Annotated in this window: 12 protein-coding genes and 1 pseudogene; 4 read left to right on the forward strand and 9 right to left on the reverse strand. The window is 37.4% G+C overall.

What is annotated here, in order from left to right; translation table 11 throughout:
• Nucleotides 1-308: 308 nt before the first annotated feature.
• The 3 genes from def to rnjA all read left to right on the forward strand — a co-directional run bounded on the left by def (nt 309) and on the right by rnjA (nt 3,421).
• Complete coding sequence (def, locus tag NST02_RS15940; RefSeq protein ID WP_095313464.1) at nt 309-863, forward strand: peptide deformylase; 555 nt, start codon at nt 309-311, stop codon at nt 861-863.
• 674 nt (nt 864-1,537) lie between these two features.
• Complete coding sequence (locus NST02_RS15945; protein ID WP_095313466.1) at nt 1,538-1,750, forward strand: DNA-dependent RNA polymerase subunit epsilon; 213 nt, start codon at nt 1,538-1,540, stop codon at nt 1,748-1,750.
• Nucleotides 1,751-1,753: 3 nt separating this feature from the next.
• A complete protein-coding gene (gene rnjA / locus NST02_RS15950; RefSeq protein ID WP_095313470.1) occupies nt 1,754-3,421 on the forward strand; it encodes a ribonuclease J1 in 1,668 nt (555 codons plus the stop codon).
• A 223-nt stretch (nt 3,422-3,644) separates the two neighbouring features.
• On the opposite strand, the gene NST02_RS15955 is transcribed toward rnjA, so the two are convergent.
• The 3 genes from NST02_RS15955 to NST02_RS15965 form a co-directional block, all read right to left on the reverse strand.
• Nucleotides 3,645-4,313 (reverse strand): potassium channel family protein, encoded by a 669-nt coding sequence (locus tag NST02_RS15955; protein ID WP_095313472.1) that lies wholly within the window; start codon nt 4,311-4,313, stop codon nt 3,645-3,647.
• A 168-nt stretch (nt 4,314-4,481) separates the two neighbouring features.
• Nucleotides 4,482-6,308, reverse strand: a complete 1,827-nt coding sequence (locus NST02_RS15960; RefSeq protein ID WP_137742786.1) for an ABC transporter ATP-binding protein — start codon at nt 6,306-6,308, stop codon at nt 4,482-4,484.
• An 11-nt stretch (nt 6,309-6,319) separates the two neighbouring features.
• A complete protein-coding gene (locus NST02_RS15965) occupies nt 6,320-8,074 on the reverse strand; it encodes an ABC transporter ATP-binding protein (protein WP_137742785.1) in 1,755 nt (584 codons plus the stop codon).
• Between the two features lie 247 nt (nt 8,075-8,321).
• On the opposite strand from NST02_RS15965, the pseudogene NST02_RS15970 reads away from it, so the two are divergent.
• Nucleotides 8,322-8,668: pseudogene (locus NST02_RS15970) on the forward strand (transposase); the annotation flags it as partial.
• Between the two features lie 57 nt (nt 8,669-8,725).
• On the opposite strand, the gene NST02_RS15975 reads toward NST02_RS15970, so the two are convergent.
• From NST02_RS15975 to NST02_RS16000, 6 genes are all read right to left on the reverse strand, one after another.
• Nucleotides 8,726-9,850, reverse strand: coding sequence for an N-acetyldiaminopimelate deacetylase (locus tag NST02_RS15975; RefSeq protein ID WP_095313481.1), 1,125 nt, complete (start codon nt 9,848-9,850; stop codon nt 8,726-8,728).
• 195 nt (nt 9,851-10,045) lie between these two features.
• A complete protein-coding gene (dapD, locus tag NST02_RS15980) occupies nt 10,046-10,759 on the reverse strand; it encodes a 2,3,4,5-tetrahydropyridine-2,6-dicarboxylate N-acetyltransferase (protein ID WP_095313484.1) in 714 nt (237 codons plus the stop codon).
• A 77-nt stretch (nt 10,760-10,836) separates the two neighbouring features.
• The gene (locus NST02_RS15985) at nt 10,837-11,742 is read right to left on the reverse strand and encodes a LysR family transcriptional regulator (protein ID WP_095313486.1); all 906 of its coding nucleotides are present in this window, start codon (nt 11,740-11,742) and stop codon (nt 10,837-10,839) included.
• A 9-nt stretch (nt 11,743-11,751) separates the two neighbouring features.
• Nucleotides 11,752-13,287, reverse strand: coding sequence for an MDR family MFS transporter (locus tag NST02_RS15990; RefSeq protein ID WP_095313489.1), 1,536 nt, complete (start codon nt 13,285-13,287; stop codon nt 11,752-11,754).
• A 182-nt stretch (nt 13,288-13,469) separates the two neighbouring features.
• Nucleotides 13,470-13,913: a cyclic-di-AMP-binding protein CbpB gene (gene cbpB / locus NST02_RS15995; protein ID WP_095313491.1), complete on the reverse strand. Its 444-nt coding sequence runs from the start codon at nt 13,911-13,913 to the stop codon at nt 13,470-13,472.
• A 310-nt stretch (nt 13,914-14,223) separates the two neighbouring features.
• Nucleotides 14,224-14,460, reverse strand: coding sequence for a YkuJ family protein (locus NST02_RS16000; protein WP_095313495.1), 237 nt, complete (start codon nt 14,458-14,460; stop codon nt 14,224-14,226).
• Nucleotides 14,461-14,605 lie beyond the last annotated feature (145 nt).

Here is a 14,605-nt window from a genome sequence, read left to right on the forward strand (position 1 = left end):
AACCCCCTTCATATGACAATTATTACTATATAGTTTGTTGCATATTTTTACAATAGTACATAAAAAAAACCGTACAACAATGACCATTCAGTAAGGTATTGATGTGTATGAAAAATGAGCTTCATTACCATGATATATCATATATATTGCTTGCTGGACACCTGTAAAAAACGAAAATTGATACGATTAATAGATCCTATTCAAATCTATTATTAATTATGTCCCTTACTAGTAAATTGTTGCAACTATACGGTCATTATAAATTCTGTTAAAATAATGCACGAGAGAATTACGTGGGAGTGAAATACATGCTTACGATGGAAGACATTATTAAAGACGGTCACCCTACTTTGCGTTCCGTTGCAAAAGAGGTCCCGCTTCCAGCATCAGAGGAAGATAAAGATACATTAAAAGCTCTAATGGAATATGTAATCGCAAGTCAAAATCCTGAAATTGCAAAAGAAAAAGACTTAAGACCTGGCATTGGTCTAGCAGCACCGCAAATCAATGTTTCAAAAAGAATGATTGCAATCCATGTAACCGATGAAAAAGAAAATCTGTACAGCTATGCCTTATTTAATCCAAAGATTATCAGCCATTCTGTGGAGAAAGCTTATCTTACAAGCGGCGAAGGCTGCCTTTCCGTGGATGAGTCAATTCCAGGGTACGTCCCAAGATATGCAAGAGTAACGGTGAAAGCGACGACATTAGAAGGTGAAGAGATTAAGCTGAGGCTGAAAGGTTTACCTGCTGTTTGTATTCAGCATGAGATTGACCATCTTAATGGAATAATGTTTTATGATCATATCAACAAAGACGATCCATTTGCACCAATTGAAAATGCAACACCAATCGAAAGATAAAAAAAGCAAAGGAGTTCTACAAAGCTCCTTTGCTTTTTTTATATAAAGGCGGAATCGCTTAATTTTAACAAATATGTTAATACCATGTTTATCCATGAGAAAAATAACTATTACTTCATATAATAAAGATAAGAAATATATAACAGGAGAGATTTATCTTTACTTTGGACAAGGATCGTATAATATAGGAAGTAAGGAGATGATCCACAATGTTAAAGAAGCTGAAGAAAAAGCTTGTTCGACATTGGAAAGATTTGCTTCGAAAAAAATCCATCGCGTAAATTAATGATGAGCCCTTCATGCTTGCGAAGGGCTCCTTCTTTATAGTAAATTGGAAAACGATACTTCAAAAAAGCAACTCAACAAAAGGACAAGCATCACTGCAAAAAGAAAATGAATGAAATTACTTCCTATTTTATATATAATAGATAAAGTTACTATCGGAAATACTTGGGAGATAATTAAAAATTTCCCCTTGCTTTAGATTTGATTTAAATCCCACTATGACATGAATCAATTTCATAATGACAATGGTTAAAAACGGGTTTTTTAGAAAATCTATACATATTAGATCCGTACTACAGCATTAATAAAAATTCGTTTTTATAAACAGCTGGTGCTTATGAAATTGAATCACATATTTTTAATTTTTTATAACAAAGGAGAGAAAAAGGATGATTTTTAAAGTTTATTATCAAGAATTAAAAACAGAAGCTCCAGTGCGTGAGAAAACAAAGACCCTTTTTGTAAAAGCGGACTCTGTACGCGAGGTACGTGCAAAATTGGCAGAGTATCCGTACAATATTGAGTTTATTACCCCTGTAGATGGAGCATTCTTAGAATATGAACAGAAAAATGAAAATTACAAAGTATTGGAGATTGGATAATTTATGAAATTTGTTAAAAATGATCAAACCGCTGTTTTTGCTTTAGGCGGCTTGGGTGAAATAGGTAAAAATACGTACGGTGTTCAATTTCAAGACGAAATTATTTTAATTGATGCTGGAATCAAATTTCCAGAAGATGAATTACTTGGCATTGACTATGTCATCCCAGATTACACTTACTTAGTTAAAAATGTCGATAAAATAAAAGGACTATTCGTCACACACGGACACGAGGATCACATTGGGGGTATCCCTTATTTATTGAGAGAAATAAATATTCCCATTTACGGCGGAAAGCTCGCTTTGGGTCTTATTCGAAATAAATTAGAAGAGCATGGTCTATTAAGACAAGCAAAACTTTATGAAATTCAAGAGGACGATATCATTAAATTTAGAAAGACATCGGTTACGTTCTTTCGAACAACTCACAGTATCCCTGATTCGTACGGTATTGTTGTAAAAACACCTCCTGGACAAATTGTTCATACAGGAGACTTCAAATTTGATTTCACCCCTGTAGGTGAACCTGCCAATTTAACCAAAATGGCTGAAATCGGCAAAGAAGGAGTCCTATGCCTCCTCTCAGACAGTACGAACAGTGAAGTCCCTGATTTCACCATGTCTGAACGAAGAGTTGGCGATAATATACACGATATTTTTAGAAAGGTCGATGGCCGCATTATTTTTGCAACTTTCGCCTCAAATATTCACCGCTTGCAACAAGTAACAGAAGCCGCAGTCGCAAACGGAAGAAAAATTGCTGTATTTGGCAGAAGTATGGAAGCAGCGATCAATATCGGACAAGAATTAGGCTATATTCGAGCACCGAAAGATACATTTATTGATGCCCAATCGATTAATCGTCTTCCAGCAAATCAAGTAACGATTTTATGTACCGGTAGTCAAGGAGAACCAATGGCTGCGTTATCACGTATTGCCAATGGTACACATCGGCAAATTCAAATTATTCCTGGGGATACAGTCGTGTTCTCCTCCTCTCCAATCCCAGGAAATACAATAAGTGTTAGTCGAACGATTAATATGCTCTTCCGTGCAGGAGCAGACGTTATTCACGGAAAACTAAGTGATATTCATACATCAGGACATGGTGGTCAAGAAGAGCAAAAACTGATGCTTCGCCTTATTAAACCAAAGTTTTTTATGCCGATTCATGGGGAGTACCGCATGCAAAGAATGCATATGAAACTTGCTGTTGACTGTGGAGTAGAGGAAGAAAACTGCTTTATTATGGACAATGGAGAAGTTCTTGCTCTTAGTGAGGATGCTGCCCAGATCGCTGGCAAAATACCTTCTGGCAATGTCTATATTGATGGCAGTGGCGTAGGTGACATTGGAAATATCGTTCTTCGTGATCGCCGTATTCTCTCAGAAGAAGGATTAGTAGTTGTTGTCATAAGCATCAATATGAAAGATTTCAAAGTCGCAGCTGGTCCAGACATTATCTCACGCGGTTTTGTCTATATGAGAGAGTCTGGTGATTTAATTAACGATGCCCAAAGTCTTATTTCCAAACACTTAAATAAAGTAATGGAAAGGAAAACGACTCAATGGTCAGAAATTAAAAATGAGATTACGGATACACTCGCTCCATTTTTATACGAAAAAACAAAGCGTCGACCAATGATTTTACCGATCATTATGGAAGTATAAAAACATCGCCGTCCACAATCTTAAAAGGGCCTGATCTTACGATATAGGAAACCTACGGTGCTAGCACCGTAGGTCAACTTATCGAAGGGAGGGTGAAGTTTGTAAGGCGGTAGGCGGCTGATACACCCATTAAAAGCGTTCACCACAACAAAAGAAATCTATTATTTCCTAGAACATTAAAAACCAAGCATGCGACTTAATGTCAACTGCTTGGTTTTTTACTTTAATCGTTCATCACTTTTTTCTGAAATCGATGGATATCTGAATCAGCACCAATAACAATTAAAACGTCGTTTTGCAGAATAACTTCGTTCGCTTGAGGGGAAACATTAATATCATTTCCTCTTTTAATAGCCACTATGTTTATTCCATATTTCGCGCGAATGTCGAGTTCTAATATCGTGTGCCCAATCAGCGCCCCACCAGCAACAATCTCAACAATACTATGTTCATCAGAAAGCTCTAAGTAGTCTAACACGCTGTTGGAAACCATTTTATGAGCAATTCTTTTGCCCATATCCCTTTCAGGATGGACTACAGTGTCGGCTCCTATTTTTAATAAAACTTTTTCATGATAATCATTTTGCGCTTTAACAGTTATATGTTTAACCCCAAGTTCCTTTAACATTAAAGTCGTCAAAATACTTGCTTGAATATTATCACCGATTGCTACGATAACGTGATCAAAATTTCGAATCCCTAACCCCTTTAAAACAGACTCATCTGTAGTATCACCCATTACAGCGTGGGAAGCAATCATAGAAAATTCATTAACCCGGTCCTCTTTTGTGTCAATTGCCATTACCTCCATGCCTTCTTCAGCTAATTCACGAACAATGCTGCCACCAAAACGACCTAACCCTATAACTGCAAATTCCTTTTTCACTTTCATTCCTCCGAAGCAGATGCTTTTCAAATTTCAAAACAGCCAAAAAGTATGTCCTCATTTTAGCATATTATTTAAAAAAGGACATGTACCAAATTAAACTGAGATTCATTCGATTTCAAGCTTTAGATCACTTTCTAAAAAAAAGCACCACCATGAAGGTAGTGCTGTCATTTATACCGCATTAAGCATATTAAATTGGGCTTTTATCAGTTGATAATATTCGCCCTGCAAATTCATTAGCTCTTCATGATTGCCCTGTTCAATAATTTCTCCATGATCAAGAACAATGATGTTATCTGCTTCACGAATTGTAGAAAGTCGATGTGCGATAATAACTGCTGTTCTTCCTTCCAACAACGTCTTCAATGCTGTTTGGATTTTGATTTCTGTTTCCGTATCAATACTTGCCGTAGCTTCGTCCAAAATGATGATGCGTGGATCTGCAAGTAAAGCTCGAGCGAATGATATAAGCTGCCGTTGACCAACCGAAAGGATATTACCTCTTTCTTCCACTTCAGTTTGATAACCGTTTGGCAAGTTTTCAATAAATGAATGTGCTCCTATCGCCTCCGCTGCTTTTTGAACTTCTTCATCCGTAGCGAAAGGATTACCAAAGCGAATATTATCAGCAATCGTCCCAGAAAAGATAAATGTTTCTTGAAGGACAACACTTATTCGCTGGCGTAAATCCTTTAATGAAATATCTTTTAAATTATGCCCATCTAATAAAATCTCGCCACTCGTTGGATCATAAAAACGGCTGATTAAATTGGCAATCGTCGTTTTCCCGGAACCAGTATGACCAACCAAAGCCACTGTTTGACCTGCTTTCATTTCCAGATTAACGCCTTTTAAGGCAGTTCTTTTTTCATCATAAGAAAAAACAACATCTTTGAACTCGATATGCCCTTTTACTTCCTCCAAGTGGAGTGCTTCTTTCTTTTCGGAAACAATCGGTTTTTCATCCAAAAATTCAAAAATACGTTCAGACGAGGCCATCCCCATTAGTAATTGATTGTATACCTGGCCAAGTCTTGAGATTGGTTCCCAAAACATACCTAAATAAAAAGCGAAAGAGACAAAGATCCCAATTGTCATCGTTTCATTTTGGATTAAGGAAGCACCAAACCATATTAACACCGCTGTTCCTACCGCATTCGTAAGCTCCACCAATGGTCTAAACATCGCATTTTTTTGCGATGCGACACGCCAGCTTTCAAAGGTCTCTGTATTGACTCCATCAAAGAAACTCATATTCTCCTTTTCTTGAGTAAAAGCCTGTGTAACTCGAATGCCCTGAATGCTTTCATTTAGATGCGAATTTAACTTTGATTGAAAGAGTCTCACTGTTTGCCAAGAACGGCGAATATTTCTTCTAAGACTGGTCGAGATAAAGAACATTATCGGCAAAATAACCATGACCGCCAATGTTAATTCTGGGCTTAAGCTAAACAATATAGCAAATATCCCTATAAGCAGGATAATATCCATTAATAAGTTAATAACACCATTTGTAAATAATTCTTGCAGTGAATTAATATCATTCATAATTCTAACGAGAATCGAACCTGCAGACCGCTGATCAAAAAAACGATGGGAGAGATTTTGAACATGTGTAAAAAGATGCTTTCTTAAATCATAGATCACACTTTGACCTAGCTGATTCATCCATCTGATTCTTAAAAAATTTGCCACATACGATAAAGTATACAACCCAGCAATTGCAGCAATTAATATCGTAAGTAAGCCCGTATCCTTATCAACAATCGCCTTATCGAGCACGTAAACCCCGATAAGAATTGGAATAATCAGGCGAACAGCTGTCGTGATTAAGACCATTAAAATTGCTAAAGGCAGCAAAGTTTTTCGATAAGGCTTCATATAGCTGAAGAGCCTGAGCATTTGCTTCCAGTTAAATGGTTTTTCAATGACTTGTTCAGTAGAATAATGAAACCTCTTCAGCACATTTTCATTCATCATGCGTTTTTCATTCTTCATTTCTCTCCCCCCTAACCCATTTGTTTTTTCAAAATTTTGTCTTTATCTTGGTATTGAATATCATATATCCGTTGATATGGGCCTTTATTCTTCAGTAACTGTTCATGCGTTCCGCGCTCAACTATTGTGCCCTTTTCAAGAACGAGGATTTCATCTGCATGTTTGAGCGAGGAAATACGATGAGCAATAATAAAGGTTGTTCTTCCCCTCATAACCTCTTTCAATGCCTTTTGTATTTTAAACTCTGTCTCCATATCGACTGCGCTTGTTGCATCATCAAGTATGAGTATGCTTGGATCCACACAGATGGAACGGGCAATCGCGATTCTTTGTTTCTGACCTCCAGAAAGCCCCATTCCTCTTTCACCTAGCATCGTATCATAGCCATCTGGAAGTTCCATAATAAAATCATGAGCCTGGGCCCTTTTTGCTGCATCAATAATTTCATCCATTGTTGCATCGGGTCTTCCATAAGATATATTTGCCTTGATGGACGAAGAAAACAAAAACGATTCCTGCAATACAAAACCAATATTGCTTCTAATGGATTGCAACGAGTACTCCTGCACATCAACGCCATCAATAAAAATTTGACCCTTATGAGGTTCGTAAAACCTTGTCATCAGCTGGGTTAAACTTGTTTTCCCGGAACCGGTAGAACCAATTAAACCTACTACTTTTCCTGGATGGGCATGGAAAGAGATATCAAACAATGCATCTTTGTCCTCTTCCCCATAGCGAAGGGTCACATCCTTAAATCGAACATCCCCGCTAAGCTTTTCAGAATAATATGGCTTCTCTTTTTCAGTAATTTCATTTTCTGCTTCTAAAATTTCCAATAATCTTTCACCAGAGGCTTTTGATTGTGAAAAAAGATTAATAACAAAACCTAAATTCATAATTGGCCACATAATATAACCAACTAAACTGTAAAATGCAACTAGCTCCCCTGGGCGAAGACTTCCATTGATAACTAAATAACCTCCAAAAGAAAGGAGGAGAACCACACTCAAATTCCCTAAATACTCCATTAACGGAAAATATTTTGCCCATATCGCCGAAGTAAAAAGATATTTATCCTTGTAATCGCCATTTGAAGAATTAAATTTATCAATGACATAGTCTTCACGGGATAAAGATTTTACTGTATTAATTCCGCTAATATTCTCCTGAACATTTGTATTCAGCTTTCCAAACGACTTGCGAATTGCTCGAAATGCCGGATGAACTGACTTCTCAAATTTATAGACGACAACTGCTAAAAAAGGCAATGTTATTAACGTGACAATTGTCAATGCAGGAGAATAATAGAACATCACTGCAAAGGTTGACATAACAAGGATGATTAATCGCAGCAGTTCAGAGAACCCAAATGAAAGAAAAAATCGAAATCCTTCCACATCCGCTGTCAATCTAGACATCAAATCCCCTGTTTTCGCATTATCATAATAGCGAAAAGGTAAGTATTGCAGCTTCTCATATAAAGAATTTCTTAATTTATAGACAGAAGTAATTCCAAATAAATCTCCTGTATATTGATGTATGTAAGTACCTATACCTTTTACAATCATTATGGCAATGAAACCTAATGCTAAGTAAGGAATCCAATTGTTTTTCCCACCGAGGACCACTTCATCAATGGTGACCTGAAGGATGATTGGATAAACAACCGTAATTCCAGTTATCAGTAACATAAATACAACCGACCATATAAAATAGCTTTTAAATGGCCAATAAAATTCTTTTAATTTCTTAAAAGTTTCCATTGCTCATTCCCCCCATCTGCTATCCATTTATACAGACTAATTTCTCTATTATTTATTTAGAATGTTAAAAAATGGATTTTATTCATAAGAAAAATATGAACGTATTTACAAATATAACGGAAATCGAAATAATTTGCTACTGTTTTTTTGAATTATGTATCTTTTTTTAAATTTCTTGCAAATGACTAAACAAAGGCCGGGTACGTCACCTTCGGAGTAGTTAAAATATGCAAAGGATGAATTTCCTCTCGAGAAAGCACTAGAAATTGTAAGAGATTCAAAGTTTAGAACTACTATACATTCTGATCAAGGGTGGCATTATCAACATAATAAATGGGTAAACACGCTAAAAAAAACAAAGTGTTCCAGAGTATGTCGCGAAAAGGAAACTGTTTAGATAATTCGCCCATGGAGAACTTTTTCGGCTCATTGAAACAAGAAATGTATTATGGAGAATCACTGTGCGCTTTTGAGGAATTAAGAAAGAGAATGGAAGAGTATATCAATTATTATAATAACAAGCGTATAAAGCAAAAATTGGCAGGCATGAGTCCGGTTCAATACCGTACCCATACCAGCCAATTAGCTGCTTGAATTAAAACTCTAACTTTGTGGGGTCACCTCAGTTTACCTAGTTCTTTTTTTAGTTCATTATTCACTTTTAGTCCCTTTATAATGAATATATTTTGAAAGCATCGAAATAGCCACATCAATTGCATCTTCCTTCGGATTCAATTTTGAATGGTGCAAACCGTACCGTGAATCCGCCCCAAGCCAAAACATGAATCCTGGAATTTCTTTCAGCATATAGCCGAAATCTTCTCCAGTCATTGCTTTTTCACATTCAATAACTTCAACATTTGTGTCGTTACGAACATATTCCATGAACTCTCTCGTTAACTTCCCTTCATTATATACCTGATAATAGCTGCTTCCAAAGTCAATCTTGGCTTCACATTCATAGCCAACTTCGATACCTCTCACAATCGATAATATTCGCTTTTTAACTTTTTCCATCGATTCCACGGAAAGAGTACGAATCGTTCCCTCTACACGAGCTTTTTCGGCGATAATATTTTGGACAGTGCCACCGCTTATCTTTCCAATTGTTATGACCGCACTGTCTAAAGGATTAACATTTCTTGCAACAATAGTTTGTAACTGAGTAACTAAAGAACAAGCAGCAACTACCATATCATTCGTTTGGTGTGGGTATGCCGCATGCCCTCCCTTACCTGTTAAATCAATAAAGAGCTCAGATGTATTGGCAAATAAAAGACCTTCCTTAACAGCAATTGAGCCAACTGGATATTCAGGAGCGATATGAAGAGCTAAAATCATGTCCGGCTTCCAGTCATTCATAATTTCTGATTGGAGCATCGGCTCTGCTCCACCAGGCCCTTCTTCAGCAGGCTGAAAAATAAATAAAAGATTATCATCAATTGGCTCATTGAGGAAATGAGTGATAAGCCCCAAAGCAATGCTCATATGAAAATCATGTCCACAAGCGTGCATTTTTTCTGGATGCTCTGAAAGAAAAGGAAGCCCTGTTTCTTCAACAATTGGTAAACCATCCATATCCGCTCTATAGCCAATCGTTTTCCGAGGATTGAGGCCCTCAATCCTTACAAATATACCAGTTTTCCATGTTTCTATTCGCATTCGTTTCTGCGGAAGCGATTTTAAATAGTTCAGCAAATACGATTGTGTTTTGTATTCCTGGAAGCCTAATTCAGGGATTTTATGTAAATCTCTTCTAATTTGAACAAAAGACATTATGACCTCTCTCCTTTTACTAAAAAAGCAAAAAGCAGCCTCAAAAAATCGTTCCTGCGCATGTTCTTTGAGTGCCTTCCTCGTGCTCTCGCCAGCACAAAAAATCTATTGAAATCAGCAATCATACACCCGTACAAGCAATTTCATTTTTCTTTAAAAAAAGTGCGGATAAAAAATCCACACTTTTTGTCACGATTAAAGATTGCGTAATGCTTGCATAATTTCTGTTTTTGAAAGAGTTTTTTCGTCAATCTCTTTAATCACTCGCGCTGGAACGCCTGCAACCAACGTGTTTGCTGGAACGTCCTCAATAACAATTGCTCCAGCTGCAACACGAGCACCTTTTCCAACCGTCACACCTTCAAGGACTACAACATTAGCACCGATTAGAACATCGTCTTCAATGACAACTGGCTTCGCAGAAGGTGGCTCAATCACTCCAGCTAACACCGAACCAGCACCTATATGGCAATTCTTCCCAACCGTAGCTCTTCCGCCTAGAACTACGTTCATATCAATCATCGTACCTTCACCAATCACTGCACCAATATTAATGGATGCGCCCATCATGATCACAGCATTTTCACCAATTTCGACTTGATCACGAATGATGGCTCCTGGCTCAATTCTTGCTTTGATCCCCTTCATATCTAATAATGGAATCGCCGAATTTCTACGGTCATTCTCCACCACATAATCTTCAATTTTTGCCTGATTTGCCTCAATTGCTGGGCCAATTTCGCTCCATTCCCCAAATATCGTTCCCGTATTGCCTGAAATGAACGTTTTTGAGCTAGGTCCAAAATCAATTCCAGATATTTCACCTTTTATGTAAACCTTTACGGGTGTTGACTTTTTACTATTCGCGATAAACGAAATAATTTCGTTTGCATCCATCATTTTGCTCATTTCATAATACCTCCACTCAATTCTATTCTGTACATTATGAATTTTACTTTAGCAAATTAAAAAGAACAAGACAAGCATTAATTGTTATCACTCTTCGCTCTTTCTTCATCCTCCTTGACATGTTCTTTAATTAAATCGACAAATGCTTGGACTTGCTTCAATTTAAAAGCGGAATCATAGCCAATTAATGAAGTATCTCTTTTTAGTGGCTCATCATTCTCATCAAGAAGGGGAATTTTAAAGATATCTTGTTCTCCTCCATTTAGAGTGATAGCAGGCAATATCGCATAACCAATCCCATTGAAAGCCATTTGCTTGCATGTTTCAATTTGATCGACAACAATTGTCCGTTTGGGCATCGTTTGAAATTGCCGATGCCACCAATCTTGTATCTCCTGATAATAATTGGAATCACTTTTAAATTGAATAAACGGTCGATCTGTTTTCAACACTTGTTCTGGAGAAGTGATTTCTTTATCAACTAAATAAAGATGATCTTCGAATAAGGGAATTTTTATCCCTTTCCAATCAGGAGTTCCACGCACAATTCCAATATGTACATGATCTTCATACATCGAGCGCAGGATCTCACTACTCCAGCCTGTTACCAATGAAACTTTTGCATGGGGATAACGCTCGACGAATTTCTTCAATACTTTAGGAAGCCAGTTTTGACTGACTATATTGGCAACGGCAATTTTTAAAGTCCCATAAACCTCTGAATTCATGGCACTAATCGACTCTTTTACTTTCTCCTCTTTTTCCAAAACTTCATTAACAAATTTAATGACGATTTCCCCCGCTGGTGTTAACGTAAGCCCTTTTTGTGAGCGAATGAAGAGCTTCGTTCCCCATTCCGCCTCAATCGTTTGCAGCCTTTGGCTAAGAGCAGGTTGTGAGACAAATAAACGCTCCGATGCTTTTCGCATATTCATTTCTGCTGCTAAAACGGAGAGAAGATGAAATGCTGATAATGTTGACATGAATTCACCTCATTCATTACTTGATCTTCCATTGGATGTTTCTCTCTCCTTCTTAGGTAAAAAAAGAATGAGCATAAAACTTAGCAACGCAAAGATAAATACTGTGATATAAACCGTATGGATGGAAAAGGTTAAGCCTTCCTGTAAAACGGATTTAACCCCTGGAGAGAGGGCGCTTCTTTGTTCTTCATTTAATAATATATTCGCGGCATCGAGAGAAAGCTCCTTCGAAACTGTTTCACCCTGTTTTTTAATATACGAAAGCAACTGACTATTAAGTATTCCTCCTAAAAGAGCTGCTCCAATTGTATTTCCTAAATTACGCATAAACATATTTGCTGCCGTGGCAACACCGCGCTGCTCCCAGCCAACCGTACTTTGGATTGAAACAATAAAGGAGGTTGTCGTCATTCCCATGCCAACACCAACAAAGAATGATGCCAATGCTGCCCAGACAGGCCCCATCTCCGGAGATAAGAAGACAAACATAAGACCACCAATGACCAAGGAAGCTCCACCTATAATCGCAGTAATGCGAAACCCAATTTTCAAAAGGAGATTCCCCGCTACCGTGGCCGCAATTGGCCACCCGATCGACATTGTTGTTAGCGTGAAGCCAGCCACGATCGGCGGTTGTTCCATCACACCTTGAACAAAAGCAGGCAGAAAGCTAGAAATACCGATCAACATAACCCCTGTTGTTAGTGAGGTCATATTGGCAATGAAAATCGAACGCTCTTTCCAAATGGAAAAGGGCATCATCGGTTCAGATGCACGTCGCTCTTGAAAGACAAAGAGCGGAAAAGCAATAAGCGTGACAGCGAGCAAACTTAACACTTGAGGTGAATTCCAAGCCCAATTTGTACCACCTTCAACTAGAAGAATCATTAATGCCGAGATGGCAACCGTTAATAAAAAAGCCCCTTGAAAATCAATTTGATGTTTTTTCTTTTCTACTTTTTCATGCAAGAATAAACTGATTCCGATAATGGCTAAAATTCCCAATGGGACATTAATCCAAAAAACATATTGCCAACTGACGTATTGAACAAGAATTCCCCCGATCGCCGGACCTAAAATTGCCGAGATCCCCCATACGCTTGATAAATATCCTTGAATTTTTGCTCTTTCTTCTATTGTGTAAATGTCACCAACAATAGTACTGGCTATCGGCATAACTGCTCCTGCACCAAATCCTTGTATAAAACGAAAAACGATGAGCATTGTCATTGATTCAGCAAAACCACAAAGGATAGAACCGATTAAAAAAATAATGATGCCAATCGTTAAGATCGGTTTTCTCCCGTACAAATCTGATAGCTTCCCATAAATTAAGACTGTCACTGCATTCATTAATAGGTATGATGAAAATACCCAGCTATATCGAGTAAAACCACCTAGATCACCAACGATTGCAGGCATAGCAGTTGCTACAATCGTCGCTTCAATAGCTGCCATAAACATCGCCAACATAACTGCTGCTAATACAAATGGTTTTTTTGTTTGTTGTTTCTGATTCATTTGACTATGTACTGCGTCCTCCATTACGGCACCTCATATACAAAAATTGAGCCTCCTAATGTTAGGAGGCTGTAGACTAAACATATTCATTGCTTTACTGTAATCCACTCATCATTATGCGCCTTCATTGAAAAACAAGGAAAGATTTTTTAAAGTGTTAAAGTTATGATATCAAAGCGAACAGACCTCTTTACATCGCTTATCCTTCACACTGTTCTGGAAGAAGTATATTGATTTAATTGCATTAATACCGATCTTCTTGTTAAAATCCCTTCAAAAAATCCTTCGTCACTTTCCACACACAGAAAAGGATGATCAATCAACAACGTCAAACAGGATTTGATATCCGAATCAATTGCAATTCTTGGAATTTCTCGATTCATAACACCTTCGACACGTTGTTTCTCCAATAGTTCAAATTCAATTCTTTCAAGCCCGAGTATTGACTCCATAATCAAGGGGGTACTAATAAGACCCTGCAGCTTGTACTGCGGATCTAATACAGGTATTGCCGAATACCCACTTTTAGTAAGAACTAATAAAGCGTGCTCCAAGCTATTTTTTACCTGTACATGGGCAACCCGTTCAGAAGGAATCATCAAATCTTTAATATTAATCTCCAAAAACTCTCCACTGTGAAGATCTATCATAGTCGAAAACTCCTCGTAAATGTTTTCATTCTATTTTATTCTATCACAGTTTCAGCAGTGATGCTTCATAGAACACCCTGGAACACGATAAAATGCATAAAATTCAATTAGCCTTTGCTCGTATGAATATTTCGCACTTCATAATGACATTGCGGACACTTATAAATGACATTTTGATTCGATTGCGCTGTTAAAACATGATTCATTTCTGCAATGTAAGAACATTTTGGGCATTTAACTGTTGGCAACAAACGTGATCGCTCCTCTTCAAATTGATCATTATTCAGCTTTTTCAATAAGTCCATTTCACTTACTGTATCAGGTCAAAAATTTCAATCGTAATCATATCAATATTGTCAAATTGATAACGCTTAGGCTTTTCTTTCTCATTATATACCTCGAGCTCAAACGTTTCTGTTTTGGGGTGATATGTAACCTGACACTTTCTTTCGCCATTTACTTCAAAAAAGCGTTGCGCTGATTCTCCAGCGCCACCTTGTTCTTGAAGACTTTTTAAACGTGTGATGATACCTTGTAGCTGTGACATGTTTCCTCTCCTTTCACAAAAACCATGTATGATATGCATTCCGCTTTATCCTTAGGTTTCTCTTTTGACATGTTTCTATCCATAAGTAATAATTTCAGAAAATTCAAGTTATTATCTTTACATGCCAATATTAACAGCATAAAAT

Origin of the sequence: Robertmurraya sp. FSL W8-0741 (assembly GCF_038004005.1) — a bacterium.
In the GTDB taxonomy this organism is placed as follows: Bacteria; Bacillota; Bacilli; order Bacillales; family Cytobacillaceae; genus Robertmurraya; species Robertmurraya siralis.

What these genes read in the sequence shown, in the direction of transcription:
- NST02_RS15955 (WP_095313472.1), bottom strand. Translation starts at nt 4,313, where the DNA reads ATGAAAGTGAAAAAGGAATTTGCAGTTATAGGGTTAGGTCGTTTTGGT.
- dapD (WP_095313484.1), bottom strand. Translation starts at nt 10,759, where the DNA reads ATGAGCAAAATGATGGATGCAAACGAAATTATTTCGTTTATCGCGAAT.
- NST02_RS15975 (WP_095313481.1), bottom strand. Translation starts at nt 9,850, where the DNA reads ATGTCTTTTGTTCAAATTAGAAGAGATTTACATAAAATCCCTGAATTA.
- rnjA (WP_095313470.1), top strand. Translation starts at nt 1,754, where the DNA reads ATGAAATTTGTTAAAAATGATCAAACCGCTGTTTTTGCTTTAGGCGGC.
- NST02_RS15985 (WP_095313486.1), bottom strand. Translation starts at nt 11,742, where the DNA reads ATGTCAACATTATCAGCATTTCATCTTCTCTCCGTTTTAGCAGCAGAA.
- NST02_RS16000 (WP_095313495.1), bottom strand. Translation starts at nt 14,460, where the DNA reads ATGTCACAGCTACAAGGTATCATCACACGTTTAAAAAGTCTTCAAGAA.
- def (WP_095313464.1), top strand. Translation starts at nt 309, where the DNA reads ATGCTTACGATGGAAGACATTATTAAAGACGGTCACCCTACTTTGCGT.
- NST02_RS15965 (WP_137742785.1), bottom strand. Translation starts at nt 8,074, where the DNA reads ATGGAAACTTTTAAGAAATTAAAAGAATTTTATTGGCCATTTAAAAGC.
- NST02_RS15990 (WP_095313489.1), bottom strand. Translation starts at nt 13,287, where the DNA reads ATGGAGGACGCAGTACATAGTCAAATGAATCAGAAACAACAAACAAAA.
- cbpB (WP_095313491.1), bottom strand. Translation starts at nt 13,913, where the DNA reads ATGATAGATCTTCACAGTGGAGAGTTTTTGGAGATTAATATTAAAGAT.
- NST02_RS15945 (WP_095313466.1), top strand. Translation starts at nt 1,538, where the DNA reads ATGATTTTTAAAGTTTATTATCAAGAATTAAAAACAGAAGCTCCAGTG.
- NST02_RS15960 (WP_137742786.1), bottom strand. Translation starts at nt 6,308, where the DNA reads ATGAAGAATGAAAAACGCATGATGAATGAAAATGTGCTGAAGAGGTTT.